The sequence below is a fragment of the Actinomadura harenae genome (assembly GCF_003696215.1).
GTDB classification, from domain to species: domain Bacteria; phylum Actinomycetota; class Actinomycetes; order Streptosporangiales; family Streptosporangiaceae; genus Spirillospora; species Spirillospora harenae.
Genome location: NZ_RFFG01000051.1, coordinates 38537 through 63624 on the forward strand (window position 1 = coordinate 38537; position 25088 = coordinate 63624).

The following is a 25088-nucleotide window of genomic DNA, read 5'->3' on the forward strand; positions in this document are numbered from 1 at the left end:
CAGTCTCCCCGAGCCCCGCGCCACGTCAAGCCGTGGTCGCGGTTCGGGCCGCGGCCGCGCGCCAGGGTCGGTCAGGAGAAGCTCGCGTGGTAGGTCGCTGACATGTCGAGGTCGCCGTGGCCCTGGTCGAGGGCGCGCCGGAAGCGTTCGCGGGCGGCCTCGGCCATGTCGAGCCGGACGTTCGCGGACGCGGCGGCCTCGGTGATGAGGCGCGTGTCCTTCTCGGCGTTCCGGAGGGCGAAGCTGGGCGTGAAGTCGCCGGCGAGGACGGACACGAGCTTGGCCTGGAGGTAGGGGCTGTCCATCGGGCCGCCGGTGACGACCTCGCCGAACAGGGCCGGGTCGAGGCCGAGCGCCTTGGTCAGCGCGAGGGACTCGGCGAGGATCGAGGTCAGCGTGATGCCGTAGGCGACGGCGGCGAGCTTGAGCCGCGTGCCCGCGCCGGACGCGCCGTCCTCGTCCAGCCAGAGGGTCTTCTTGCCGACCGCGTCGAACACGGGCGCGAGGGCGGCGCGCGCGTCCTGCGGACCGGCGGCGAGGATCACCAGCGCGCCCTGCTCGGCGGGCTGCCGCGTGCCCTGGACGGGGGCGTCCACGAAGGTCAGGCCGTGGTCGGCGGCGAACGCGGCGAGCGGGGCGACCGCGTCGACGCCGATCGTGCTCATCTGCGCCCAGATCTGGCCGGGGCGCAGCGCGGGGGCGGCGGCCTCCATCGCGGCGAGGACGGCGTCGCCGTCGGTCAGCATCGTGATGATCACGTCCGCGTCCCGGACGGCCTCGGCGGGCGTGTCCACGAGGGTCGCGCCGTGCGCGGCGAGCGGCTCGGCCTTGGCGCGGGTGCGGTTCCAGACGGTCGGGCGGATCCCGGCGCGGGCGAGGTTCGGGGCCATCGCGGCGCCCATGATCCCGGCGCCGAGGAGGGCGGTGGTCGTCATCGGTGGAGCTCCATTCTTGACTGAACGTTACACAAAACGAGCGCACGAGGACCGGGCCCGGCGCGGGGCGGGGCAGGTCGGGGCGGGTCGGCTCAGAGGACGGTCAGGGCGGTGTCGACGACGGCGGTGAGGCGGCGGCGGTCGGCGCCCGCCTTGCCCTGGACGCGCAGCCCCTGGATCGCCGTCACGAAGAAGTCGGCGATCGCGGCGACGTCTGCGTCCGGGCGCAGGTCGCCGCGGTCGCGGGCGCGGCGCAGCACGACGGTGACCGCCTCGGCGGTCCCATCAAGGGAGGAGCCGACCACGCGGGACGCCGGCCGGTCCCGGGGCAGGCGCTCGACGGCACTGTTGGTGATCATGCAGCCGCGCCGCTCGGGGTCGTCCACGGTCTCGTCGACCAGGGCGAGCAGCAGGTCGCGCAGGACGACGCGGACCGGCTCGTCCCGGTCGAGGCGTTCGGCCATCACGGCGCCGGAGCGTTCCGCGTACCGCTTCAGCGCCGCCTCGTACAGGCCGTCCTTGCTGCCGAAGGCCGCGTAGAGCGACCCGCGGCCGATGCCGGTGGCGGCGACGAGGTCCTGGACCGACGTCGCCTCGTAGCCGAGCCGCCAGAAGACCTCCATGGCGCTCTCGACCACGGCGTCGGTGTCGAACTCCCTGGTCCGTCCCATGTCCGGGACGCTAGCGGTTTCTGTAACGGATGGTCAAGTTATCCGGAGCGGGTTGTCCAGGGCGCGCTTCTCGTAGTCGACGGCGAGGTCCTCGGGCATGCGCTCGAAGTCGGAGCAGCGGACGAAGTCGCGCAGCGTGGTGCCCGTGCAGGCGGCGTCGACGTTCGGCGCGCCGCGATGGGCGCGGACGTCGTCCAGGTGGACGGTGCGGAAGTCGATGCTGAAGCGCGTCCGCCCGGAGGTGTTCGGGACGGTCGAGTGGAACTGCGCGCCGGAGAAGACCAGCACGCCGCCCGCCTCCGGGACGACCCGGATCTGCGGGTCCAGCTCGACCGGTTCCTCGGGTCTGGGCTGGTCACGGGTGTCGGAGCCGATGTGCCGCGCGGCCGTCAGGCGGCTCGTCCGGTTCCATTCGGCGTAGTCGTAGCGCGCGCTGCCGTTCCTGACCGGACGGTCGAAGTACCGGGGGTGGAAGGCCATCACGTTCTCGGGGACGACGCCGAACACCGGGATCCACCAGTTGACCTGGTTGAACGGCGCGGAGTACCAGCAGTCCCGGTGCGGATGGAAGGCGTAGGAGATGCCCGTCGTGAGGTAGTCGTCGGACGTCGAGGTGCGCAGCCTCGGCACGTCGAAGTAGGTGCGGGACGGGTCGCAGCCCATCTCCTCGAGCAGCGCGGGCAGCAGGATCCGGCAGTGCGGATGGTGGATGAAGCGGGGTTTGAGGTCGGCGAGGAGGGCGGCGAACGCGCCGACCTCCATCTCGTGCTGCGCCGTCTCCGGGTCGCGGCCGTCGAACGCCTCGGCGACCAGTTCGCGGGCGAACCCGACCAGCGCCCGGGACGCCGGGGTGGCCGAATAGGCGAACACCTCGCCCTGGAAGAGCAGCCCCCGCCGGGTGTCGTCGTCCAGCTCGGGATTGGAGAACACCGAAGTCACCGCAACACTCCCCCTTGCCCCCGTTCACCATCGTTCCGGACGAATAGTGACTCACCGGCCGACGTTTTTCTCCTGCCCGGCGGGCAACTGACCAGAACAGGACATCACGGGCGGCAAGGGTGCTCTGAGCTGCGCGGTCGACCCCGGGCGGGCGGGGCATGACGGGCCCGGCGAAGGGTATGAGTTCAGCTGGCGCAACCATTCTGGACGGCCTGGATCGGCCATTCGTTACGGGTTTCGCGATTCCCGCAACGGAATGCCGACCAGGTGAACTCGGAGAGCGAACACGCCCGGGGACCGGTCAGATGTGCTCGGAGATCAGCGTGGCGCGGGTGCCGGGGTCGAGGGCCTGGAAGATGTGCGCCACGTCGCCCGGGTAGCCGATGTAGTCGCCGGGGGCGAGCTCGACGGGGTCGTCCAGGAGGCCGACGAGGGCGCGGCCGGTGCTGAGGACGACGTGCTCGACGACGCCGGGCATGTGCGGGTCGGACGCGCGGGGCGGGCCGGGCTCGACGGTGAGCTGGTAGATGTCGCGCCGCGCGCCGGGCGGGCAGGACGCCAGGACGGTCGCGTGGTAGTCGGCGCGGTCGGCGGTGATGGTCGGCCCCTCCCCCGCCCGGATCACCTGGACGCGCGGGACGGGCTGCGCGACGAGCTGCGCGAACGGGACCTCCAGCGCGACGGCGAGGGCCCACAGCGTCTCCACGCTGGGGTTGCCCGAACCCGACTCCAGCTGGGACAGCGTCGACTTCGCGACCCCGGCGCGGCGCGCGATCTCGGTCAGGGACCGGCCTCCCCGGGCGCGCTCGCGGCGCAGCGCGGCGGCGATGAACTCCATGGGCGGACGGGCGTGCGACTCGCTCATGGCGTTCATCCTAGAGAACACGGTTCGATTTGACGAACGCTCACAAATCGTTCATTTTGGACTACGTGCGTTCGATAAGAAGAACACCGGACCGGGACATCGTGCTGGTGTGCCTGGCCGTGGGGGCCACCGCGGTGTCCTACGGCGCGATCTCGGTCGCGTCCGGGCTGCCGTTCTGGTTCCCGGTCGTGATGGGGACGCTGGTCCTCGCCGGATCGTCGGAGTTCCTGTTCGTCGGGATCGTCGGGGCGGGCGGCTCGCCGGTCGCGGCGGTGCTCGCCGGGCTGCTGGTCAACTCCCGGCACCTCCCGTACGGGCTGGCCCTGCCGGACGTCCTCGGCGGCGGATGGCGGCGGTGGCTCGGCGTCCACATCATGAACGACGAGTCGGTCGTGTTCGCGCTCACCCGCAAGGACCCGGCGCGCTCCTACTGGGAGTGCGGCATCGGCGTCCTGCTGTGCTGGCCGCTCGGCGCGCTGCTCGGCGCGGCCCTCGGCTCGGCGGTCAGCGACCCGAACGACTTCGGCCTGGACGCGATGTTCCCGGCGGTCATCCTCGCGCTGATCCTGCCGCAGCTGCGGGACGCGAAGGCCCGCCGTCCGGCGCTGCTCGGCGCGGTGATCGCGCTCGTCTGCGTGCCGCTGCTGCCCGTCGGGCTCCCGCTGCTGGCGAGCCTCGGCGCGCTCGCCGTGGTCCCGTTCCTCGACCGCACGACCGTCGAGCAGGGGCAAGCATGATCGTCGCCGCGATGCTCACACTCGCTGTCGGGACCTACCTGATCCGGCTGGCCGGGCCGCTGCTCCGGACCCGGATCACCTTCCCGCCGGGCGCCGAGCGGCTGCTCGACGTGTCCGCCGTGGTGCTGCTGACCGCGCTGGTCGCGGTCACCGCGCTGACCGAGGGCGGGGGTCCGGCGGACGCGGCGCGTCCGGCGGGAGTGCTGGTCGCCGGGGTCCTGGCCTGGCGCAAGGCCCCGTTCATGGCGATCGTCCTGGCCGCCGCGGCGACCACCGCGCTGCTCCGCCTGCTCTGAGGGGATCCGCCTGCGCTGAGAGATTCGGTGGATCCCGGACAAGGCGCGGGGCGCGGGTTTGTCGGATGCCGCATTGCCGCAGGTGGGGCGGACGGCCAAGGATCGTCCCATGAGGCGTTTCGCGAGTGTGGACGAGTTCGCCGCCGCCAAGGGCGAGCATCTGGGATACAGCCCGTGGCGGACGGTCGAGCAGAAGCAGATCGACCTGTTCGCCGAGGCGACCGACGACCGGCAGTGGATCCATGTGGACCCGGAGCGGGCGGCGGCGGAGGGCCCGTTCGGCTCCACCATCGCGCACGGCTTCCTCACGTTGTCGCTGGTCAGCGCGCTCGTCCCGGAGATCTTCCAGATCGACGGGCTGTCCATGGCCGTCAACGTCGGACTGAACCGGGTGCGCTTCCCCGCGCCGGTGCGGGTCGACTCACGGATCCGCGGCGGCGCCGAGCTGGTCGACATCAAGAACTCCCCGGCCGGACGGCTCGCGACGGTCAAGGTGAAGGTCGAGGTCGAGGGCGAGCGGCGCGCCGCCTGCGTCGCCGAGACGCTCACCCTCTTCGTCTCCTGACCGGGGCGGTAGTAGGCGGTATCCGTGCGCTAACGTCCCTGGCGTGAGCGCTTCGGACGGCACGGGACGACGGGAACCCCCGACGACCGCCGGCGAGCGCGACACGCTGGCCGGGTTCCTCGACTGGCAGCGCGACACGCTCGCGATGAAGTGCGCGGGCCTGGACGCGGAGCGGCTCCGGCGCAAGGAGATCCCGCCGTCCGACCTGTCGCTGCTCGGGCTCGTCCGGCACATGGCCGAGGTCGAGCGCGGCTGGTTCCGGCATGTCGTCTGTGGCGAGGAAAGCGGAAGTCACTGGCCGCGAGTGAACGGTGGGATGGCCGACTTCCTCGTCGCCGACGCGGACGCCGAGGAGGCGTTCGCGGTGTGGCGTGCCGAGTGCGAGAACTCGCGCGCGATCGTCGCGTCCCGCGACCTGGACGAGCGGGTCCACCGGCGGGACGAGACGTACACGGTGCGCTGGATCGTCACGCACATGATCGAGGAGTACGCGCGCCACAACGGCCACGCCGACCTGCTGCGCGAGCGCATCGACGGCGTCACCGGCGAGTAGCCGCGCTCCGCCTCACGCCGCCTCACGCCGTCGAACGTCGGGACCCGTCAGTTCGACCTTCATCGGTCCACGGTGACCGGCACCCCGTCGATCGCCGCGCGGAGGACCTCGGCGTGGCCGTTGTGCCGGGCGTACTCCTCGATCATGTGGCAGAGGATCCAGCGCAGCGAGACCGGGCCGCGCCGGGGGTGCGTGCCCGTCGCCTCCAGGCCGGGGGCGGCGGCGACGATCTCGCGGGACCGCGCGCTCTCCTCGTACCAGGCGTCGTAGGCGGTGTCGGCGGGGCCGTCGAACCCGAAGTCGTCGCCGGGGAACCGGGACCAGCGCATCGGGACGTCCTCACCTGCGAGAACGCGCCGGAACCAGGCGCGTTCGACCTCGGCCATGTGGCCGACGAGGCCGCCGAGGGTGAGTGTGGACGGCGGCACGGCGGGCGTCGCCATCTGCGCCTCGCTCAGCCCGGCGCACGTCATCGCGAGCACGTCGCGCTGGGTTTCGAGGACGGCGGCCAGCATGTCCCGCTCGTCCTGTCCCGGACCGGATTCCCTCACGTGACGAGCCCGGTCTCGGGGAGGATGCCCGCCAGGAAGTCGGCCGTGGCCCGGCGGAGGTCGTCGAGGGACGGCACGTCGCCCGCGCCCGCCAGGGCGTCGAAGAGGACACCCTCGTGGAAGGTGACCAGGCGGCGGGCGTGCCGGACCGGGTCGGGCGAGCCCGCGGCGGCGACGAGCGCGATGAGGGGTTCGCGGAAGCGGCGTCCGGCGCGGTCGTAGATCGCGCGGAGTTCGGGCCGCCGGTTCGCTTCGAGGGCGAGTTCGTAGCGGGCGAGCGCGCGGCGGCGCGCCTCGGTGAGCTGGACGTCGAGCGCGTGGGCCACGATCTCGGTGAGCTGGTCGCGGGTGAGGCTCGGGGGGACGGGCAGGTCGGCGAGCAGCGCCGCGTCGTCCAGCTCGGTGAGCCGGGTGAGGGTGAGTTCGAGCAGCGCGAGGCGCGTCCGGGCGATGTTGGAGGTCGAGCCGGGGGCGAGGCCGGCCGCCTCGTCCACGGCGCGGTGGGTGAGGCCGCGCATGCCCCGGTCGACCAGCAGGGCGATGGCGGCGTCGGCGACCAGCTCGGATCGTGATGTCACCCACTCAAACTACCGCTGTAGTGAAGTACGCGCTACAGTCGGATCCAGGCGAACTACAGGCGTAGTGAAGGGGAGGCCGGCATGGCCACGCGTACGGCGATCGTGGTGGGCGGCGGTATCGGCGGGCTGACCGCGGCGGTCGCACTCAGGGACAAGGGCTGGGAGGTCACGCTGGTCGAGCGCGCGCCCTCCCTGGAGCCGGTCGGCGCGGGTCTCGCGCTCGGGCCGAACGCGCTGCGCGCCCTGGACACGCTCGGACTCGGCGACCCGGTGCGCGAGCTCGCGGCGTTCCAGGGCGACGCCGGGATCCGGCGGGCGAACGGGGCCTGGCTCAGCCGGACGAGCGCGGAGGCCGCCGCCGCCCGGTACGGCGACCCGACCGTCCTGCTGATGCGGTCCGCGCTGGTGGACCTGCTCACCGCGCGCCTCGACCGGGACGCGATGCTGCTCGGCACGCCGGTGACCGGCGTCGATCCGGACCTCGGGACCGTCCGGACCGAGGACGGCCGGGAGCTGCGGGCCGACCTGGTCGTGGCGGCGGACGGCATCCGCTCGGCGATCCGCGCGACCGCGTTCCCGGACCACCCCGGGCCGGAGTACGCGGGCGTGACGGCGTGGCGGTTCGTCGTGGACGTCGACGAGCCCCCGATGCCGTCCGAGACCTGGGGACGCGGGCTGGTCTTCGGCGTCATGCCGCTCGCCGGGAACCGCGTGTACTGCTACATGACGGCCGCCGTCCCGGCGGGGGCGTCCGCGCCGGACGGGGAGAAGGCCGAGATCACGCGGCTGTTCGGGACCTGGCACACGCCGATCCCGGAGCTGGTCGCGAAGGCCGGGCCGATCCTGCGCAACGACGTCCACCACCTGCGGCGGCCGCTGCCCGCGATGCACCGGGGCAAGGTCGCGCTGCTCGGCGACGCGGCGCATCCGATGACGCCGAACCTCGGGCAGGGCGCGTGCCAGGCCGTCGAGGACGCGATCGTCCTCGCGCACGAGGTGACCGGGGGCGGCGGGCTGGAGGCGTACAGCGCGGCACGGCTGCCCAGGACGTCCGCGATCGTGAAGCAGTCGGCGGGGATCGCGCGGATGACGCGGCTGAGCAACCCGCTCGTCGTCGCGGCGCGGGACGCGGCGATCCGCGCGGTGGGGCTGCTCGGCCCGACGGCGCTGCTGCGGCAGGGCGACGCGGCCTTCCTCTGGACGCCGCCGGGCACGGCCGGGTGACGGCGAGCAGGGCCGCGACCAGGTGAGACGGTCGTCACGTGGGGGCGGTGGTTGACCTCAAGCATTGTTGAGGTCCCAGAGTGGAGCACGTCGCCCCGGTCGGCGGGGCGCGCGACCCCCGGGAGCAGGCAACCATGAGCGAGACCCCGCCCACAGCACCGCCGCCGTCGTCCCAGGCCCCGCCGCTGCGGGTCGCCACGATCCTCGGGAGCACCCGGCGCGGACGGTTCGGGCCGACGATCGCCGACTGGTTCACCGGGGTCGCCCGCACCCGGGACGACATGGAGACCGAGGTCATCGACCTCGCCGAGACGACGCCGGAGGACGGGGCGGCGGCCGGGACGCTCGGGCGCGCGGACGCGTTCGTGGTGGTGACGCCCGAGTACAACCACAGCTTCCCGGGCGGGCTGAAGGACTTCATCGACGCGCACCGGACGCAGTGGCTGGCCAAGCCCGTCGCGTTCGTGTCGTACGGCGGGATGTCGGGCGGGCTGCGCGCGGTGGAGCACCTGCGCCAGGTGTTCGCCGAGCTGCACGCCACGTCCGTCCGGAACGTGGTCAGCATGCACAACCCGTGGACGGCGTTCGACGCCGACTGCCCGCACGCGCGCGCCGCCGCGCACCAGATGCTGGACCAGCTCGGCTGGTGGGGGCACGCGCTGCGCGACGCCCGCGCCGCCCGCCCGTACGAGGTGGCCTGACGATGGCCACCACGATCTCGCGGGACGGCGGGGCCGCCGCCGGCACCGACATGGACACGGACGCGCCGCGCGCGACGCGGCCCATGACGATCGCGCTGGTGCTCGTGCTCGGCGGGGTGATGGTGTCCCTGGACACCACGGTCGTGAACGTCGCGCTCAACCGGCTGTCGCAGACGTTCGACGCGTCGCTCGCAACCATCCAGTGGATCGCCACGGGGTACTCGCTGGCGCTCGGCGCGATGGCGCCGGCCTCGGCGTGGACCGTCGGGCGGTTCGGGGCGAAGCGGGTGTACCTGACGGCCGTCTCGGCGTTCGCGGTCGGGTCGGTGCTCGCCGGGCTGGCCTGGGACGTCCCGTCGATGATCGCGTTCCGGGTGGTGCAGGGCCTGGCGGGCGGGCTGGTGATGCCCGCCGGGATGACCATCCTGATCCGCGCGGCGAGGCCGGAGGAGCTCGGCAGGCTGATGGGGACCAACGGCCTGGCGATCCTCGTCGGTCCGCTCGCCGGGCCCGCGCTCGGCGGCTGGCTGATCGACCGGGTGTCGTGGCACTGGATGTTCTTCATCAACCTGCCGGTCGGGATCGCGATCCTGCTGCTGGCCGGACGACTGTTCCCGGCCGACGTCCCCGGCGCGCGGCGGGCGCTCGACGTCCCCGGACTCCTGCTACTCTCCCCCGGGCTCGCCGCGCTGATCTACGGCGTGAGCCGGTTCGGGGACGGCGCGTCCGGCGCGGCGCCGCTCGCGTGGATCGCGGCCGGGCTCGTCCTGGCGGCGGCGTTCGTGGTGCGGGCGCGGTTCGCCGCGCATCCGCTCATCGACCTCGGGCTGTTCCGGTCGCGGACGTTCGCCGCCGCGACCGGCACGATGACGGTGTTCTGCGCCGGGTACTTCGGGACGATGATCCTCGCGCCGCTGTACTTCCAGGTGGTGCGCGGCGAGTCCGCGCTGGTCGCGGGGCTGCTGGCGATGCCGGGCGCGTTCGCGTCCGGGACGGCCATGCAGGTCGCCGGGCGGCTCGCCGACCGAATCGGGCCCGGACGGATCGTCCCGGTCTCGATCGCGGTCGCCGCGACCGGGTTCGCGCTGCTCGCCGTCCAGCTCACCGCGGACGGCTCGTACTGGGGCATCGGCGCGGCGACCATGCTGATCGGCGCGGGCGGCGGCGCGACGATCATGCCCGCCATGACCGCCGCGACCAAGGGCGTCTCGCACGACCAGGCGCCCGCCGCGAGCACGACCGTCAACCTGGTGACGACCACGATGGCGGCGGTCGGGACGGCGTCGTCCGCCGCGCTGCTGTCGGCCCGCCTGCCGGACGGCGGGCTCCAGGCCGTCCACCGCATGACCGGCGCCGCGCGGGAGGCCGCCGCGCCGGCCCTCGCGCACGCCTTCCAGTTCACCTATCTGCTGCCCTTGTCGCTGGTCGTGGCCTCTCTCGTGCCCGCCCTGCTGATCCACCACCGTTCCACCGTGAAGGAGTCGTCATGAAGGTCCGCATTGAGATGACCCAGGACGTCGCGTGCGTCTGGTCCGCGCTGGCGCACGCCCGGCTGGAGAACGCGCTGGAGGAGTTCCGCGCCGAGGGCGGCGAGGCCGAGGTCGTGTACCGGCCGTTCCAGGTCGCCCCGGACGCGCCGGTGGACGGGGAGCCGCTGAGCGAGGTGCACCGCCGCGTGTTCGGCCCGGACGTCGAGCGGAACATCGCGCGGATGGCCGACCTGGCCGCCAAGGACGGGTTCACGATGCGCTTCGACCGCGCGGTGTTCGCCAACACGCTCGACGCGCACCGCCTGCTCGCGGTCGCGGAGTCGCACGGGAAGGGCGAGGAGGCGGCCGGGCGGATGTTCCGCGCGTACTTCTCCGACGGTCTCAACGTGGCCGACCCCGCCGTCCTGGCCCGGCTGGCGGGCGAGCTCGGCGTGCCCTGGCTCCCGGAGGACGCGTCGGACGAGGTTCCGGCGGCGATCGCGCGGGTGCGCGCGGAGGGCGTGACGAGCGTTCCGCGGTTCGTGATCAGTGAGCGGACGCTGCCGCCGGGCGCGCCGTCCACCGGTGACCTGCTGAACGCCCTTCGCGCCGCCGCCGGGTGACGCGCCGACGCCGCCCACCCTGCGAATGGGGTCCGTCACAAAGGGCAGCTAAAGGACAAGCACGTCTGCTAGAACTGCCCCCGTGGAAGCCCTGCGGCCCGGCGATCCCGGGCAGATCGGCCCCTACCGCCTGGAATCCCGCCTCGGCTCGGGCGGCATGGGCCGCGTGTTCCTCGGCGTCTCCCCCGGCGGACGGCGCGTCGCGGTGAAGGTCATCGAGGCCGCGCACGCCGAGGACCCGCGCTACCGCCACCGCTTCGCCCGCGAGATCGCGTCGGCGCGGAAGGTCGGCGGGTTCCACACCGCGCAGGTCGTCGACGCCGACCCGGACGCGCCCGAACCGTGGCTCGCCACCGCGTTCATCCCCGGCCCGTCGCTGCGCCGCGTGGTGGCCGAGAAGGGCCCGCTCGGACGGGACGACCTGCGCGCGCTCGCGGCGGGGCTCGCCGAGGGCCTGGCCGCGATCCACGCCTGCGGGCTGGTCCACCGCGACCTCAAGCCGGAGAACGTGATCATGGCGGCGGACGGGCCGCGGATCATCGACTTCGGCGTCGCGCGGGCCGCCGACGCGACATCGCTGACCTCGGCGGGCGTCGTCGTCGGGACGTACGCGTTCATGGCGCCCGAGCAGGTGCTCGCCGGGCCGCCGGGGCCGCCCGCCGACGTGTTCTCGCTGGACTGCCTGCTCGCGTTCGCCGCGACCGGGCGGGGGCCGTTCGACGCCGGCAGCATCCCGGCGATCGTGCACCGCGTCCTCCACGAGGCGCCCGTGGTGGACGGCGTCCCGGAACCGCTGCGCGCCCTGATCCCGGTCTGCCTCGCGAAGGACCCGGCGGCGCGTCCGACCGTCGCGCAGGTGCTCGCGCACCTCACCGACCCGGACGCGGGCGCCCTCCCGAGGCCCAGCCTGGCCGCTCTGCTCACCCCGCCGGCCGCGGAGGAGACCACCGCGGGGGCGACCGTCGTCGAGGAGGGGCCGACGCGGCTCGCGGCGACGATGGTCGCGACGCACGAGCACGTCCCGCCGACCACCGTCCCGGCCGCGCCCAAGCCGGTGGACGTCCGGAAGCGGGCGCTGCTGATCGGGGGTGGCGCGGCCGTCGCGGCGGCGGCGCTCGGGATCCCGGCGGCGCTGCTGCTCAGCGGCTCGGGCGACGACAAGACCGGCCACGCGGTGAACGACCGGACGCCGCGCCTGACGTCCTTCATCGCGCCGGCCAAGACCCTCGCCGGGCACAAGCAGGGTGTGCACAGGGTCGCGTTCAGCCCGGACGGACGGCACCTCGCCAGCGGCAGCGACGACATGCTCGTCCTGATCTGGGACATCGCCGCCGGGCATCCCGTCCAGACGTTGCGCGGCCACACGTCCGGCGTGCTCGGCCTCGCGTACGCACCGGACGGGCGGACGGTCGCCAGCTCGGCGCTCGACGGGACCGTCCGGATCTGGGACGTGGCCTCCGGGACGGTGAAGCACACCCTCCCGACCGACCAGTACGGCGTGAGCGCGCTCGCGTTCAGCCCGGACGGGCGGTTCCTCGCGGGCAGCAACCCCGACGTCCGGATCTGGGACGCGGCGAGCGGCCGCAAGCTCCGCACGCTCACCGGAAGCGGGCACGCGGGCGTCACCGACGTCGCGTTCAGCCCGGACGGGCACACGGTCGCGGCCACCACCGACGGCTTCTACCGGAAGGCGCCCGGCAGCAGCGTCCTCATGTACGACCCGGCGACCGGGCGGCGCACCGGCACGCTCAGCGGGCACACCAACAGCGTCCAGGCGCTCGCGTTCCTCCCCGACAACCGCACGCTCGTGAGCGGCGGGAACGAGGGGATCGTCCGGATCTGGGACTACCCGGCCGGACGGACCACCGCGACGATCGCCGTCGGCGGCGGCGTGATCCACAGCCTCGCGGTCACCCCGGACGGCCGCACGCTCGTCGTCGGGAACACCGACCGGACCGTCCGGCTGTTCGACCTGGCGACCCGCGCCCCGTCCGGGACGCTGACCGGCCCGGCGTCCGCGCTCCAGTCCGTCGGCGTCAGCCCGGACGGGACGCTCGTCGCGGCGGGATCCGGCTCGGGGATCGATTCCGACAGCGACGTCTACCTGTGGAAGGTCCGCTGATGCGGCCACTGACGCGACCACCGATGCGGCCACTGCGTCCCGAGGACCCGCGCGAGGTCGGCCCGTACCGCCTGGAAGGACGGCTCGGGGCGGGTGGCATGGGCGAGGTGTTCTTCGGCGTCTCACCGGGCGGACGGCACGTCGCGGTGAAGCTGATCCGCGCCGAGTTCGCGGCGGATCCCCGGTTCCGGTCGCGGTTCGCGCGGGAGATCGAGGCGGCCCGGAAGGTCGGCGGCTTCCACACCGCGCAGGTCGTGGACGCGGACGCCGGCGCCGAGGCGCCCTGGATGGTCACGGCGTTCGTGCCGGGGCCGTCGCTGCGGCAGGTGGTCCTCCAGCGGGGCCCGATGCCTCCGCACGAGGTGCGCCGCCTCGGCGCGGGCCTCGCCGAGGGGCTCGCCGCGATCCACGGCAGCGGCCTGGTGCACCGCGACCTGAAGCCGGGCAACGTCATCATGTCGCCGGACGGCCCGCGCATCATCGACTTCGGCATCGCGCGCGCCGCCGACGCGACATCCCTGACCTCGGCGGGCGTCGTCGTCGGGACGTTCTCGTTCATGTCGCCCGAGCAGGTGTGCGCCGAGGAGACCGGCCCGCCCGGCGACGTGTTCTCGCTCGGCTGCCTGCTCACCTACGCCGCGACGGGGCACGGCCCGTTCGACGCGCCGACCATCCCGGCGATCGTGCACCGCATCACCAGCGGCCCGCCGACCCTGGACGGCCTGACCGGCGACCTGCGCGAGATCGTCGCCGCGTGCCTCGCGAAGGACCCGGCGCCGCGTCCGTCCGTCCCGGTGCTCCTCGACCGCCTGACCAGCCCCGAAACGCACCCCGCCGCACCACCGCAGCCCACGGCACCGGCACCGGCACCGCAGGCGGCGGCACCGGCAGAGAAGCAGGTGTCGCGGCGGGCGCTGCTGGTCGGGGGCGCGGCGGCCGGGGCCGTCGCGGTCGTCGGGGTTCCGGCGGCGGTGATGCTGTGGCCGACGCGCGGCGCGGCGGGCGAGGCGGGCGTCCCTGTGACGCCGATCGGGGTGCCGGTGGCGAACACGCTGCCGAACACGGCGGTCGACATGGTCCAGCTCGCGTACAGCGCGGACGGCAAACGACTGACCGGCGCGGGCTTCGACCAGATCTGGCAGTGGGACCTGGCGACCGGGAAGGGCACGTCCACGAACCTCGGGTTCGACGACTGGACGCGTCCGCAGACGCTCAGCGCGGACGGGCGGATCGCGGCGGGCGCCACCCGGAACGGCCCGTTCACCATCCGGGACGCGCTGACGGGGAAGGCCATCGGCACCCTCCCCGCGGCCACGAAGCCCAGGGCCGTCGCCCTCAGCCCGGACGGGCGGCTGCTCGCGTACACGGGCGACGACGGCACGCCCCAGGTCTGGGACGTCGCCGCGAAGCGGATCGTCAAGACCGGGCCGGCGGGCACGTCCGGCGGCAGCACCCTCCGCCTGCTGTTCAGCCAGGACGGACGGGACGTCCTGCGCGTCGACCAGGGCAAGGTCACACGGACGCGGGTCACGGACACCCCGGTCAAGGGCGCCACCCGCGGCGTCCCCAGCATCACGGCGCAGATCGGGGCCACGGTGGTGGCGCTCAGCCCGGACGGCTCGACCCTGGCGACCACGGGCGACTTCGACTCGTCGATCGTCCTCGCCCCGCCGGACGCCCCGTCGGCGTCCTCGGGCCGGAAGCTGACGGGCCACACCGGCCGGATCACCTCGGCCGCGTTCAGCCCGGACGGGAAGGTCCTGATCAGCGGCGGGGAGGACGGCATGGTCCGGCTCTGGCACGTCCCGACCGGGCGCGAGGTCGCGTCGGTGAGCGGCGATCCGAACAAGGTCGAGTGCGTGACCTTCGGCCCGGACGGCCAGACCTTCGCCAGCGGCGGCGCGACCGGCGTGACCAGGATCTGGACCCTCCCGGCGTCCTAGAGCGCCCCTCTCGCCACGCCCGGCGGACGCTCCTGCCGACCCTCTCCTCTCCACGGCGCGATAATCAATCAATTGCGCAACTACTGAGCGCCCGGGAGGGCCGATGGCGGTCGCGACCGAGGACGTGCGGACCGAGCTCGCCCGCCGCTGGGACCTGGTGCTGCTCGCGGCGGTGCTCGCGCTCACGGCGGTCGGGGCGCTGCTGGTGTGGTCGGCGGCGCGCAGCGCGCCCGACCAGATCGGCAGCCCGTCCGCCCTGGTGAAGAAGGACCTGCTCACCGTCGCCGCCGGTCTCGTCGTCCTCGTGCTGGTGAAGGCCGCCGACTACCGGACGCTGCGGGCCTACGCGCCGATCGCCTACGGGGCGTCCTGCGTGGCGCTCGTCGCGGTGCTGTCGCCGCTGGGCTCGTCGGTGAAGGGGCACCACTCGTGGATCCAGGTCGGCGGCGGGTTCCAGCTCCAGCCGTCCGAGTTCACCAAGGTCGGGCTGATCATGCTGCTCGCGGCCGTCCTCGGCGAGCTCCAGGACGGCGAGCAGGTGCCCGCCGACCGCGAGCAGGCGATCGCGCTGGGCGTCGCGGCCCTGCCGATCGGGCTCGTCCTGCTCCAGCCGGACCTCGGGACGATCATGGTCCTGTCGGTGATCACGTTCGGGATGCTCGCGCTGGCGGGCGTCCAGCCGATCCGGCTGTTCGGGCTGGTTGCGACGGCCGTGGTCGGCGCGCTGGCCGTGTGGCAGCTGCACCTGCTGAAGCAATACCAGATCAACCGGTTCATCGCGTTCGCGGATCCGGCGGCCGATCCGGCCGGAGCCGGGTACAACGCGCGGCAGGCGAAGATCGCCGTCGGGTCGGGCGGGCTGTTCGGGCAGGGCGTGCTGCACGGCCAGCAGACCGGCGGGCACTTCGTCCCCGAGCAGCACACCGACTTCGTGTTCACCGTCGCGGGCGAGGAGCTCGGCTTCCTCGGCGCGGCGGGCCTGGTGCTGCTGCTCGGGGTCGTGCTGTGGCGCGGGCTGCGGATCGCGACGGCCTGCGCCGACCCGTACGGACGACTGCTGGCGACCGGCGTGACCTGCTGGTTCGCGTTCCAGGGGTTCGAGAACATCGGGATGACCCTCGGGATCACGCCGATCACCGGCGTCCCGCTGCCGTTCGTGTCGTACGGCGGCTCGGCGACCATCGCCAACCTCGCCGCGATCGGGATCCTCCAGAGCGTCCACGCGCGGCTCCGCATGTTCTCCTGAACGACGATCGGCCCCTAGTCAACGAATTGAATAATCGCCGGGTACGATCGGCCGCATGTCCCTGCGCAACGCGGTGCTGGCCGCGCTCCTGGACGGCGAGGCGTCCGGGTACGACCTGGCCAAGAACTTCGACGCGGGCGTCGCCAACTTCTGGATGGCCACGCCGCAGCAGCTCTACCGGGAACTCGAGCGGATGTCCGGCGAGGGGCTGATCGAGGCGCGGGTCGTCCAGCAGGAGCGGCGGCCCAACAAGCGGGTCTTCTCGCTCACCGGGGCCGGACGCCGCGCGCTGCGCGAGTTCACCGCCGCGCCGCCGCGTCCGGGCGCGATCCGGGACGAGCTGATGGTCAAGGTCCAGGCCGTGGACGACGGCGACGTCGCGGCCGTGATGGAGGCCGTCCGGGAGCGGATGACCTGGGCCGAGGCCAAGATCGCGCGGTTCGAGCGGCTGCGCGCGCGGCTGCTCGCCGGCCGCAGCGAGGACGAGCACCTCGCCGAGGCCGAGCGCGTCGGCCCCTACCTGACCCTCCTGCGCGGCCTGGAACTCGAACGGGAGAACCTGCGCTGGGGCGAGCGGGTCCTCGCCGTCCTCGCCCGCCGCCACGACGCCCGAGTGGAGTGAAGAGCGTGTCCTACCTGCGGTACGTCGCGGTCGGCGACAGCCAGACCGAGGGACTCATGGACGGCGACGAGGCGTCCGGTTACCGGGGCTGGGCCGACCGGCTCGCCGGGAAACTGGCCGCCGACGCCGGGCCGGACTTCCGGTACGCGAACCTGGCCGTCCGGGGGCATCTCGCGGCGGCGATCCGGGCCGGGCAGACGGAGGCGGCGCTCGCCCTGAAGCCCGACCTCGTCACCGTCCTCGCCGGGATGAACGACCTGATCAGGCCGGGGTGCGACGCGGACGCGGTCGCCGCCGACCTGGACGCGATGCTCGCCGCGTTCGCGGCGTCCGGCGCGACCGTGGTCACCTTCACCCTGCCGGACGTCGGCGCGATCTCGCCGCTGGCGGTGCGGTTTCGGCCCCGGGTCATGGCGTTCAACGACCGGGTGCGCGCGATGGCCGGACGCCACGGGACCGTCCTCGTGGACACCTGGGGGCTGCCGTTCCTCACCGATCCGCGCATCTGGAACGCCGACCGCCTGCACGCCTCGCCCGTCGGGCACGCGCGGATCGCCGCCGCCGTCGCGGACGCGCTGGACCTGCCGGGCAGCGACGGGAGCTGGGCCGATCCGCTGCCGCCGCTGCCGGTCCGCATCACCTCGGCACCGGCGTGGCGGCGTGCCGGGGCCGAGGTGATGTGGGCCGGGACGTTCCTCGGCCCGTGGGTGTGGCGGCGGATCCGGGGACGCTCGTCCGGTGACGGGCGCACCGCCAAGCGCCCCGAACTCCTGCCCTTCTCCTAGGGCCGGGCCTCACGAGGCTTGGCGTACGCGCCCGCTCTGGCGGCGCAGGTGGCGGCGTGGGCGGCGCGGTCGGCGACCGTCTCGTCGAGGGGGTCTCCGCTGGCCAGGAAGCGGTAGTAGAGCGGGGCGGAGACCGCGCGGATCACCTCGGGGGCGTCCGTGCCGTCCGGGATCTCGCCGCGCTCGACCGCCTGCGTCACGCAGGGCGCCCACTCCTGGATGCGCGTGGCGTAGAAGCGGTGCAGCGCCTCGGCGGTGCGCTCGTCGTTGGCCGCGGCGGCGATCATGGCTTTGAACAGCGCGCCCTGGCGCTCGTCCGTGAGGGTCCTGACGACGAGGCGGGCGTTCGCGCGCAGGTCGCCGTCCAGTGAGCCCGTCTCGGTGCGGGCGACGGACTGCTCGGCCATGTCCTCCAGCAGGTCGGCGACCAGGGCGCCCGCGTTGCCCCAGCGCCGGTAGACGGTCGTCTTGCCGACCTCGGCGCGGCGCGCGATCTCGGCCAGGTCGATGCCGTCGACGCCGCACTCGATCAGCGCGTCCTCGGCCGCGCGCAGCACGGCGGCGCGCACCCGGGCCGTCCGCCCGCCGGGACGCAGGGTGCCGGGAGCGGTCTCCACTTCAGCCATAACGGGTCTCCAGTTCCATTTAGACGCCACCGGTGGTACGGTCATCCCATCCTAACGGAACCACAGATCCGTTTAGAGCACCCTGGAGGCTTCCATGGCCGCGACCACCACGGCGACAGCGACACCCACACCCCTTCCCACGGCGTCCCCGCACCGGATGACCGGGCGGCAGCGGCTGCTGCTCACCCTGCTGCTCGGCGCGCAGTTCATGGTGGCCGTGGACTTCTCGATCCTGAACGTCGCGCTGCCCGAGGTCGGCGCGGGCCTCGGCTTCTCCCTGGCGAACCTCCAGTGGATCGCCACCGCGTTCGCGCTCTCCGCCGCCGGGTTCACCCTGCTGTTCGGACGCCTCGCCGACCTGGTCGGACGCAAGCGCCTGTTCATCGGCGGCATGGCCGTCCTCGGCGCGTCGTCGCTGCTCGGCGGGCTCGCCACCGGCCCCGGGATGCTGCTGACCGCGCGCGTCCTGCAAGGACTCGCGACCGCCGCCGTCACCCCGGCCGGCCTCGCCCTGCTGACCACCGCGTTCCGCGAGGGACCCCAGCGGGAGCGCGCGCTCGGGCTGAACGGCGCGCTGATGTCCGCCGGATTCACCGCCGGGGCGATCCTCGGCGGCCTGCTGACCAGCCTGCTGTCCTGGCGCTTCGCGTTCCTCATCAACGTCCCGGTCGCCGCGCTGGTCGTCGCCCTCGCCCCCCGCATGATCCAGGACGGGCGCCCGTCCGACCGGCCCCGCCTGGACCTGCCCGGCGCCGCGTCCGTGACCGCCGGCCTCCTGCTGCTGGTGTTCGGCCTCACCCAGGCCGGCGAGCACGGCTGGACGGCCCCCGTCACGCTCCTCCCGCTGATCGCCGGGGCCGTGCTGGTCGTCGTGTTCTGGTTCGTCGAGAAGCGCGCCGCGCAGCCGCTCGTCCCGACCGCCCTGCTCAAGCGCCGCACGGTCGTCTGGGGCAACACCGCCGGGCTCGTCGCGTTCGTGACCGAGACCTCCCTGGTCTTCCTGCTCACGCTCTACCTGCAGAAGGTCCTCGGCTACTCGCCGCTCATGACCGGGCTGGCGTTCGGCGTCCTCGGCCTCGGCACCGTCCTCGGCGGCACCTTCGGCGGACGCGTCGTCGGCCGGATCGGCACCCGCGCCACCCTCCTCACCGGCGGACTGGTGCAGGCCGCCGCGACCGCGACGCTGATCGCGCTCGGCGCCTCCGGCGGGTGGATCGTCCTGCTGCTCGCCGCGACGTTCGTCGGCGGCGTCGGCAACATGCTGATGATCGTCGCCTTCATGGTCACCGCGACGTCCGGGCTGCCGGACGCCGACCAGGGCCGCGCCACCGGCATCGCGACCATGACCCAGCAGGTCGGCATCACGCTCGGCACCCCGATCATGAGCGCGGTCGTCATCGCGAGCTCCGCCGGCGCGGACGTCCTGCCCGGCCTGCGGGTCGCGATCGGCGTCAACGCCGCGCTGGCCGCCGCCGGGGCCGTCCTGGCGTCCGCCGCCCTCAAGCGGGCGCGTTGACCGGACCCGGTTCCCCGTCCCGCCCTCGACCCGGCCCTCACCCGGCCGGGTCGAGGGCTTGCGCGCCGAGCAGCGACTTCACGTCCGCCGCGAACGCCGGGCCGGGCTCGACCGTGAAGTCCGGCAGGTCGAACAGGACGTCCTTGGCCCCGCGCCGCCGCAGCAGCAGATGGACGGGCGCGCCTCCCGGATGCGCGTTCAGCACCTGCCGCAGCTCCCGGACGAGGGTGAGCGTGACGCGCGGCTCGGCGACCGACAGGACCACGGGCGGCTGGTTCATCGCGGTGTCGACGTCCAGGACGGCGACGTCCTCCACGTACACGCTGATCGCCTCGTCGCGCGCGTTGACCCGGCCCTGGAGCGCGACGACCCGGTCCTCGGCCAGCAGCTCGCCGAACAGCGTGTACGTCTTGGGGAACACGAGGCATTCGAGCGCCGCGTGGTGGTCCTCCAAGGTGACGACGGCCCACGGCGAGCCCTGCTTGGTGACCCGCCGCTGCAGCCCCGCGACGATCCCGCTCACCCGGACCGGCCCGTCCGTGCGCCCGGACGCGAGCAGGTCCGCGAGCGACAGGTCGCGGTTCGCCTGGAGCACCGGCTCCGCGCCGTCCAGGGGATGGCCGGAGACGTAGAGGCCGAGCATGTCGCGCTCGTGCGCGAGCAGCGTCTCCTTGTCCCATTCGTCCAGGTCGGGGACGGCGACGACCGGGCCCGTCCCGGCGTCCGCGTCCGAGCCCGAGTCCGAACCCGAACCGGACGGCATGCCTCCGCCGAACAGCGCGTCCTGGCCGTGCGCCTGGTGGCGCTTCAGGTCGAGGACCGAGTCCACGGCCTGCTCGTGCACCGCGACGACCGCCCGCCGCGCCTCCCCGGACGAGTCGAACGCGCCCGCCTTCGCCAGCGACTCGATGACCCGCTTGTTGCAGACCGCCGCCGGGACCCGCGCCAGGAAGTCCGCGAACCCGGCGAACGCCCCGCCCTCCCGGCGCGTCCCGGTGATCGACTCGACGACCCCCGCGCCGACGTTGCGGATCGCGCCGAGCCCGAACCGGATGTCCGCGCCGACGGCGGTGAACCCCAGCTCGCTCTCGTTGACGTCCGGCGGCAGCACCCGGACGCCGAGCCTCCGGCAGTCCGACAGGTACACGGCCATCTTGTCCTTGTCGTCGCCGACGGACGTGAGCAGCGCGGCCATGTACTCGGCGGGGAAGTTCGCCTTCAGGTAGGCCGTCCAGTAGGAGACCAGGCCGTACCCGGCGGTGTGCGACTTGTTGAAGCCGTAGCCGCTGAACGGCACCAGCACGTCCCAGACGGCCTTGACCGCCTCGTCCGAGAAGCCGCGCTCGCGCATGCCCCCGGAGAACCGCTCCCACTCGGCGTCCAGGACTTCTTTCTTCTTCTTGCCCATGGCCCGCCGCAGCATGTCGGCGCCGCCGAGCGAGTACCCGGCGAGCTGCTGCGCGATCGCCATCACCTGCTCCTGGAAGACGACCAGGTGGTAGGTGTCGCCGAGGATCGGTTCGAGCGCGTCCCCCAGCTCCGGGTGGATCGGCTCGACCTTCTGCCGTCCCGTCTTGCGCAGCGCGTAGTTCGTGTGCGCGTTCATCTCCATCGGGCCGGGCCGGTACAGCGCCGACACGGCCGCGATGTCGGTGAAGGTCGTCGGGCGCATGAGCTTCAGCAGCGTCCGCATGCCGCCGCCGTCCAGCTGGAACACGCCGAGGGTGTCGCCGCGCGCGAGCAGCTCGTAGGTCGCCGGGTCGTCGAGCGGGACGTCGTGGATGTCGACGTCCACGCCCCGGTTCGCGCGGACGCCCTCGATCGCGTCGTTGATGACCGTGAGGTTGCGCAGGCCGAGGAAGTCCATCTTCAGCAGGCCCATGTCCTCGGCCTGCGTGAACGGGAACCCGGTGACGACCGGGCCGTCCGCCTTCGGCCGGACGAGCGGCAGCACGTCGAGCAGCGGCTCGGACGACAGGATCACGCCCGCCGCGTGGACGCCGGTCCCGCGCGTCAGCCCCTCGACGCCGCGCGCGGTGTCCATGATCCGCCGCACGTCCGGTTCGCCGTCGTACATCTGGCGCAGCTCGGCGGCCTCGCCGTGCCGGGGATGCCCCTCGTCGTGGACGGCCGACAGCGGGATCTCCTTGCCCCCGGCCGCCGCCGGGAACGCCTTGGTGATCCGGTCGCCGAGCGCGTACGGCAGGCCGAGGACGCGGCAGGCGTCCTTCACGGCGGCCTTGGCCTTGATGGTGTTGAACGTGACGATCTGGCAGACGCGGTCCGCGCCGTACGTCCGGGTGACGTAGTCGATCATCTCGTCCCGGCGGCGGTCGTCGAAGTCCAGGTCGATGTCCGGCATGGTGACCCGCTCGGGGTTGAGGAACCGCTCGAAGATCAGCCGGTGCTCGATCGGGTCCAGCTCGGTGATGCCCGTGCAGTACGCGACGATCGAGCCGGTCGCCGACCCGCGTCCGGGGCCGAGGCCGATGCCGCTCTTCCGCGCGTGCTCGCAGATGTCGGCGACGACGAGGAAGTAGCCGGGGAACCCCATGTCCTCGATGACCGACAGCTCGTAGTCGATGCGTTCCAGCACCTCGGGCGCCGGGTCGCCGCCGTACCGCCGCCGCGCGCCGCGCAGCGTCTCGGCGCGCAGCCAGGACGCCTCGGTCTCGCCGTCCGGGACGGGGAACTCGGGCATCAGGTCGCGGTGCGCGAACACCGGGGCGTAGTCGCCGACGCGTTCGGCGATCAGCAGCGTGTTGTCGCAGGCCCCGGGCACCTGGTCGTCCCACATCGCGCGCATGCGCGCCGCGTCCTTCAGGAAGTAGCCGCTGCCGGAGAACCGGAACCGGTCGGTGTCGGCGAGCCGTTTGCCGGTGCCGATGCAGAGGAGCGCGTCGTGCGCGTCCGACTGGTCCTCGGTGACGTAGTGCGAGTCGTTGGTGGCGAGCGGCGGGATGCCGAGGTCGCGTCCGATGCGCAGCAGGTCGTCGCGGACGCGCCGCTCGATCGGCAGCCCGTGGTCCATGAGCTCGAGGAAGTAGTTGTCCTTGCCGAACAGGTCGCGGCGGCGGGCGGCGGCCTCGACGGCCGCGTCGTACTGGCCGAGGCGCAGCCGCGTCTGCACCTCCCCGGACGGGCAGCCGGTCGTGGCGATGAGGCCCGGCGCGTACTCGGCGAGCAGCTCGTCGTCCACGCGCGGGTACTTCGCGGCGCGGCCCTCCAGCCAGGCGCGCGACTGGAGCCGGAACAGGTTGCGCAGGCCGTCCGCGCTCTCGGCCCAGACGGTCATGTGCGTGTAGAGGCCGCGTCCGGAGACGTCGCCGCCCGCGCCCGTCCGCTCGTCGGACTTCCGCAGGGACGGGTCGTCGCTCCAGAACACCGGTTCGCGCCGCTGCCGCGCGCCGGGCGCGACGTACAGCTCCGCGCCGATGACCGGGCGGACGCCCGCCTTCCGTGCCGTCCCGTGGAACTCGTAGGCCCCGTGGACGTTGCCGTGGTCGCTCATCGCGACGGCGGGCATGCCGAGCCGCGCCGCCTCCGCGACCAGAGCCCCGACCTTCGCCGCACCGTCGAGCATCGAGTACTCGGTATGGACGTGCAGGTGCACGAAGGAATCCACGCTTCCACTCCCTCAGGTTGTAGATTCGATTCGCTCGTGGCATCTCACCTGCACGAGAATCGGCCTGTCCAACAATGGACACGGGGAGCGGTGACAACCGTTCGTTGTACGAGGAGGTCAATGGACCTGGATCTCGCGGCGGTCCGCGCGTTCGTGGCCGTGGTCGAGGAGCGCTCGTTCGGGGGAGCCGCCGACCGGCTCGGGATCAGCCAGCAGGCGGTGTCCAAGCGCGTCGCGAAGCTGGAGGACCGGCTCGGCACGCCGCTGGTGGTCCGCGGCCGCGCGGGCGCCGAGCCGACCGCCGCCGGGCACGCGCAGCTCGCGTCCGCCCGCGCGCTCGTCGGCCTCGCCGACCGGATGACGGCCCTCGCCGGCGACCGGCTGCGCACCCTCCGCGTGGACGTCCACCACACGTGGCTGGCGTCCATCGACCTGGTGCGGGGCTTCCACGAGACCGCCCCGGACGCCGAACTCGGCATCGTGTCCTCGGGCGGCCTCGCCACCGGGCTCTCCGCGCTCGTCGCGGGGGACACGGACGCGCTGTTCGGGCGCGCGACCGGGCTGCCGGACGGGGTGCGGCGCGTCCCCGCCCTGCTGGAGCCGCTCCACGTGGTCGTCCGGCGCGACCACCGGTTCGCCGGGCACACCCGGTTGTCGCCGGGCGCGCTCGCGGGCACGACGGCATGGATGCCGAGCATCGAGGCCGACAGCGAATGGGCGTGGTTCTACCGCGCCATGGGCCACGACTTCGGGATCGACTACGACACGTCGGGGCCGGACTTCGGGCTGGAGGGCCTCATCGAGCGCATCGCGTCCGAGCCGTCCCGGTACACGTTCGCCGGGGCGGGGACGCGGCTTCCCGCGCACCCGGACGTCGTCCGCGTCCCGCTCGCCGACCCTGCGCCCGTGTACCCGTGGTCACTGATGTGGCACGAGCGGAACCGGCACCCGGCGCTGCCGCCGCTCATCGCGCACATCGAGGACGCCTACGCCCCCTGGGACCCCACCCGCTTCTGGCTGCCCGCCGGCGACCGCGCCGCCTTCCCCAGCGCGAGGACGGCCAGGACCGCGACGAGCCCGCACACGCCGCCCCAGCCGAACCGCGCGAACGCGTGCGCGCCGAGCCACGAGCCGAGGCTCCCGCCGAGATAGGCGCAGGTCATGTAGGCCGTGTTGAGGCGGCTGCGCTCGGAGTCGCTCAACGCGTAGACGCGCACCTGGTTCGCGACCATCCCGGACTGCATCGCGACGTCCAGGACGAGGAACCCGGCGACCAGGGCCGCGAGACCGGCCGTCCCGCCCAGGCCGCCGAGCGCGAGGACCGGCGCGGACGCCAGGACGGCGAGCATGCTCACCCGGTTGACCGCGTCCGGGCCGCGCCGGTCGGCGAGGCGCCCGGCGAGCGGCGTGCAGAACATCGTCGCGGCGTTGACCAGCGCGAGCAGCCCGACCGCGCGGGTCGTCAGGCCGTAGGCGGGGCCGGTCAGCAGGAGCGCGACGCCCGTCCACGCGGCCGAGAACCCGCCGAAGATCGCGGCCTGGAAGAAGCACGACCGGCGCAGCCCGGGTTCGGTGCGGAGCAGCCGGAGCGGCGCGGCCAGCAGCGCCGGATACCGCTCGCGCGACGCCGGTTCCGTCCGCGGCAGCACCCGCGCCAGGACGGCCGCCGACACGAGTGTGAGCGCGGCGGCGCCCACGTACGGGGCACGCCAGCCGAACGCCTCCCCGGCGAACCCGCCGAGCGTCCGCGACAGCAGCATGCCGCCGATCGAGCCGCCGAGCAGGATCCCGCTGACCGTCCCGCGCCGGTCCGGCGGCGCCAGGCCCGCCGCCAGCGGCCCGAGGACCGGCGCGACGACCGTGACCGCCCCGACGAACGCGGACGCCGCGACCAGC

General features: G+C 73.6%; 23 protein-coding genes and 1 pseudogene. 15 read left to right on the forward strand and 9 right to left on the reverse strand.

The features are described 5' to 3' along the window. Window positions 1-71 precede the first annotated feature (71 nt). The 4 genes from EBO15_RS25745 to EBO15_RS25760 form a co-directional block, all read right to left on the reverse strand. Window positions 72-935, reverse strand: coding sequence for an NAD(P)-dependent oxidoreductase (locus EBO15_RS25745; RefSeq protein ID WP_122197019.1), 864 nt, complete (start codon window positions 933-935; stop codon window positions 72-74). A gap of 92 nt (window positions 936-1027) precedes the next feature. Then, window positions 1028-1606 carry a TetR/AcrR family transcriptional regulator gene (locus tag EBO15_RS25750; RefSeq protein WP_122197020.1) on the reverse strand — a complete coding sequence of 193 codons (579 nt, stop codon included), beginning with the start codon at window positions 1604-1606 and terminating at the stop codon, window positions 1028-1030. Window positions 1607-1639: 33 nt separating this feature from the next. Next, window positions 1640-2545, reverse strand: coding sequence for a 2OG-Fe(II) oxygenase family protein (locus EBO15_RS25755; protein ID WP_122197021.1), 906 nt, complete (start codon window positions 2543-2545; stop codon window positions 1640-1642). A 301-nt stretch (window positions 2546-2846) separates the two neighbouring features. Beyond that, on the reverse strand, window positions 2847-3410 hold the full coding sequence (locus tag EBO15_RS25760; RefSeq protein ID WP_122197022.1) for an XRE family transcriptional regulator: 564 nt from the start codon (window positions 3408-3410) through the stop codon (window positions 2847-2849). Between the two features lie 65 nt (window positions 3411-3475). Between EBO15_RS25760 and EBO15_RS25765 the strand changes: the two genes are divergently transcribed. From EBO15_RS25765 to EBO15_RS25780, 4 genes are all read left to right on the forward strand, one after another. After that, a complete protein-coding gene (locus EBO15_RS25765; RefSeq protein ID WP_122197041.1) occupies window positions 3476-4147 on the forward strand; it encodes an AzlC family ABC transporter permease in 672 nt (223 codons plus the stop codon). Between the two features lie 11 nt (window positions 4148-4158). Then, complete coding sequence (locus EBO15_RS25770; RefSeq protein WP_233616432.1) at window positions 4159-4443, forward strand: AzlD domain-containing protein; 285 nt, start codon at window positions 4159-4161, stop codon at window positions 4441-4443. A gap of 109 nt (window positions 4444-4552) precedes the next feature. After that, window positions 4553-5008, forward strand: coding sequence for a MaoC family dehydratase (locus tag EBO15_RS25775; RefSeq protein WP_122197024.1), 456 nt, complete (start codon window positions 4553-4555; stop codon window positions 5006-5008). A gap of 43 nt (window positions 5009-5051) precedes the next feature. Then, window positions 5052-5561 carry a DinB family protein gene (locus EBO15_RS25780; RefSeq protein ID WP_122197025.1) on the forward strand — a complete coding sequence of 170 codons (510 nt, stop codon included), beginning with the start codon at window positions 5052-5054 and terminating at the stop codon, window positions 5559-5561. A 59-nt stretch (window positions 5562-5620) separates the two neighbouring features. Here EBO15_RS25780 and EBO15_RS25785 read toward each other — a convergent pair whose 3' ends face one another. Together EBO15_RS25785 and EBO15_RS25790 are read right to left on the reverse strand one after the other, a co-directional pair. Further along, window positions 5621-6112 carry a DinB family protein gene (locus EBO15_RS25785; RefSeq protein ID WP_233616433.1) on the reverse strand — a complete coding sequence of 164 codons (492 nt, stop codon included), beginning with the start codon at window positions 6110-6112 and terminating at the stop codon, window positions 5621-5623. Beyond that, window positions 6109-6690 (reverse strand): TetR/AcrR family transcriptional regulator, encoded by a 582-nt coding sequence (locus EBO15_RS25790; protein WP_233616434.1) that lies wholly within the window; start codon window positions 6688-6690, stop codon window positions 6109-6111. Before EBO15_RS25790 ends, EBO15_RS25785 begins: the two co-directional genes overlap by 4 nt. A gap of 81 nt (window positions 6691-6771) precedes the next feature. Between EBO15_RS25790 and EBO15_RS25795 the strand changes: the two genes are divergently transcribed. The 9 genes from EBO15_RS25795 (at window position 6772) to EBO15_RS25835 (ending at window position 17425) form a co-directional block, all read left to right on the forward strand. Further along, window positions 6772-7914 (forward strand): FAD-dependent monooxygenase, encoded by a 1143-nt coding sequence (locus EBO15_RS25795; protein ID WP_122197027.1) that lies wholly within the window; start codon window positions 6772-6774, stop codon window positions 7912-7914. Window positions 7915-8048: 134 nt separating this feature from the next. Further along, on the forward strand, window positions 8049-8615 hold the full coding sequence (locus EBO15_RS25800) for an NADPH-dependent FMN reductase (protein WP_122197043.1): 567 nt from the start codon (window positions 8049-8051) through the stop codon (window positions 8613-8615). A 2-nt stretch (window positions 8616-8617) separates the two neighbouring features. Next, window positions 8618-10105: a DHA2 family efflux MFS transporter permease subunit gene (locus EBO15_RS25805; protein WP_233616435.1), complete on the forward strand. Its 1488-nt coding sequence runs from the start codon at window positions 8618-8620 to the stop codon at window positions 10103-10105. Continuing rightward, complete coding sequence (locus tag EBO15_RS25810; RefSeq protein ID WP_122197028.1) at window positions 10102-10707, forward strand: DsbA family oxidoreductase; 606 nt, start codon at window positions 10102-10104, stop codon at window positions 10705-10707. Before EBO15_RS25805 ends, EBO15_RS25810 begins: the two co-directional genes overlap by 4 nt. An 82-nt stretch (window positions 10708-10789) precedes the next feature. Further along, window positions 10790-12829, forward strand: a complete 2040-nt coding sequence (locus EBO15_RS25815) for a WD40 repeat domain-containing serine/threonine protein kinase (RefSeq protein ID WP_122197029.1) — start codon at window positions 10790-10792, stop codon at window positions 12827-12829. Further along, window positions 12829-14772 (forward strand): WD40 repeat domain-containing serine/threonine protein kinase, encoded by a 1944-nt coding sequence (locus EBO15_RS25820; RefSeq protein ID WP_122197030.1) that lies wholly within the window; start codon window positions 12829-12831, stop codon window positions 14770-14772. Before EBO15_RS25815 ends, EBO15_RS25820 begins: the two co-directional genes overlap by 1 nt. A 103-nt stretch (window positions 14773-14875) precedes the next feature. Further along, complete coding sequence (gene rodA, locus EBO15_RS25825; protein ID WP_122197031.1) at window positions 14876-16018, forward strand: rod shape-determining protein RodA; 1143 nt, start codon at window positions 14876-14878, stop codon at window positions 16016-16018. Window positions 16019-16073: 55 nt separating this feature from the next. Further along, complete coding sequence (locus EBO15_RS25830) at window positions 16074-16640, forward strand: PadR family transcriptional regulator (protein WP_122197032.1); 567 nt, start codon at window positions 16074-16076, stop codon at window positions 16638-16640. A 5-nt stretch (window positions 16641-16645) separates the two neighbouring features. Further along, window positions 16646-17425, forward strand: coding sequence for an SGNH/GDSL hydrolase family protein (locus EBO15_RS25835; RefSeq protein WP_199744807.1), 780 nt, complete (start codon window positions 16646-16648; stop codon window positions 17423-17425). On the opposite strand, the gene EBO15_RS25840 is transcribed toward EBO15_RS25835, so the two are convergent. Continuing rightward, window positions 17422-18051: a TetR/AcrR family transcriptional regulator gene (locus tag EBO15_RS25840; RefSeq protein WP_122197034.1), complete on the reverse strand. Its 630-nt coding sequence runs from the start codon at window positions 18049-18051 to the stop codon at window positions 17422-17424. The two genes, EBO15_RS25835 and EBO15_RS25840, sit on opposite strands and share 4 nt — an antisense overlap. Window positions 18052-18145: 94 nt before the next feature. Here EBO15_RS25840 and EBO15_RS25845 point away from each other — a divergent pair, with 94 nt between their 5' ends. Beyond that, the gene (locus EBO15_RS25845) at window positions 18146-19567 is read left to right on the forward strand and encodes an MFS transporter (RefSeq protein WP_122197035.1); all 1422 of its coding nucleotides are present in this window, start codon (window positions 18146-18148) and stop codon (window positions 19565-19567) included. 37 nt (window positions 19568-19604) lie between these two features. On the opposite strand, the gene dnaE is transcribed toward EBO15_RS25845, so the two are convergent. Beyond that, on the reverse strand, window positions 19605-23192 hold the full coding sequence (gene dnaE, locus EBO15_RS25850; RefSeq protein ID WP_122197036.1) for a DNA polymerase III subunit alpha: 3588 nt from the start codon (window positions 23190-23192) through the stop codon (window positions 19605-19607). Between the two features lie 120 nt (window positions 23193-23312). On the opposite strand from dnaE, the pseudogene EBO15_RS46250 reads away from it, so the two are divergent. Then, window positions 23313-23492: pseudogene (locus EBO15_RS46250) on the forward strand (helix-turn-helix domain-containing protein); the annotation flags it as partial. A 686-nt stretch (window positions 23493-24178) separates the two neighbouring features. Here the strand turns inward: EBO15_RS46250 and EBO15_RS25860 are convergent. Continuing rightward, a partial coding sequence (locus tag EBO15_RS25860; RefSeq protein ID WP_147481646.1) for an MFS transporter occupies window positions 24179-25088 on the reverse strand: 910 nt, incomplete at its 5' end.

Coding starts and splice junctions, on each gene's coding strand:
- EBO15_RS25830 (WP_122197032.1), top strand. CDS start 16,074: ATGTCCCTGCGCAACGCGGTGCTGGCCGCGCTCCTGGACGGCGAGGCG.
- EBO15_RS25805 (WP_233616435.1), top strand. CDS start 8,618: ATGGCCACCACGATCTCGCGGGACGGCGGGGCCGCCGCCGGCACCGAC.
- EBO15_RS25845 (WP_122197035.1), top strand. CDS start 18,146: ATGGCCGCGACCACCACGGCGACAGCGACACCCACACCCCTTCCCACG.
- EBO15_RS25760 (WP_122197022.1), bottom strand. CDS start 3,410: ATGAGCGAGTCGCACGCCCGTCCGCCCATGGAGTTCATCGCCGCCGCG.
- EBO15_RS25810 (WP_122197028.1), top strand. CDS start 10,102: ATGAAGGTCCGCATTGAGATGACCCAGGACGTCGCGTGCGTCTGGTCC.
- EBO15_RS25750 (WP_122197020.1), bottom strand. CDS start 1,606: ATGGGACGGACCAGGGAGTTCGACACCGACGCCGTGGTCGAGAGCGCC.
- EBO15_RS25745 (WP_122197019.1), bottom strand. CDS start 935: ATGACGACCACCGCCCTCCTCGGCGCCGGGATCATGGGCGCCGCGATG.
- EBO15_RS25840 (WP_122197034.1), bottom strand. CDS start 18,051: ATGGCTGAAGTGGAGACCGCTCCCGGCACCCTGCGTCCCGGCGGGCGG.
- EBO15_RS25820 (WP_122197030.1), top strand. CDS start 12,829: ATGCGGCCACTGACGCGACCACCGATGCGGCCACTGCGTCCCGAGGAC.
- EBO15_RS25770 (WP_233616432.1), top strand. CDS start 4,159: ATGCTCACACTCGCTGTCGGGACCTACCTGATCCGGCTGGCCGGGCCG.
- EBO15_RS25800 (WP_122197043.1), top strand. CDS start 8,049: ATGAGCGAGACCCCGCCCACAGCACCGCCGCCGTCGTCCCAGGCCCCG.
- rodA (WP_122197031.1), top strand. CDS start 14,876: ATGGCGGTCGCGACCGAGGACGTGCGGACCGAGCTCGCCCGCCGCTGG.
- EBO15_RS25775 (WP_122197024.1), top strand. CDS start 4,553: ATGAGGCGTTTCGCGAGTGTGGACGAGTTCGCCGCCGCCAAGGGCGAG.
- EBO15_RS25795 (WP_122197027.1), top strand. CDS start 6,772: ATGGCCACGCGTACGGCGATCGTGGTGGGCGGCGGTATCGGCGGGCTG.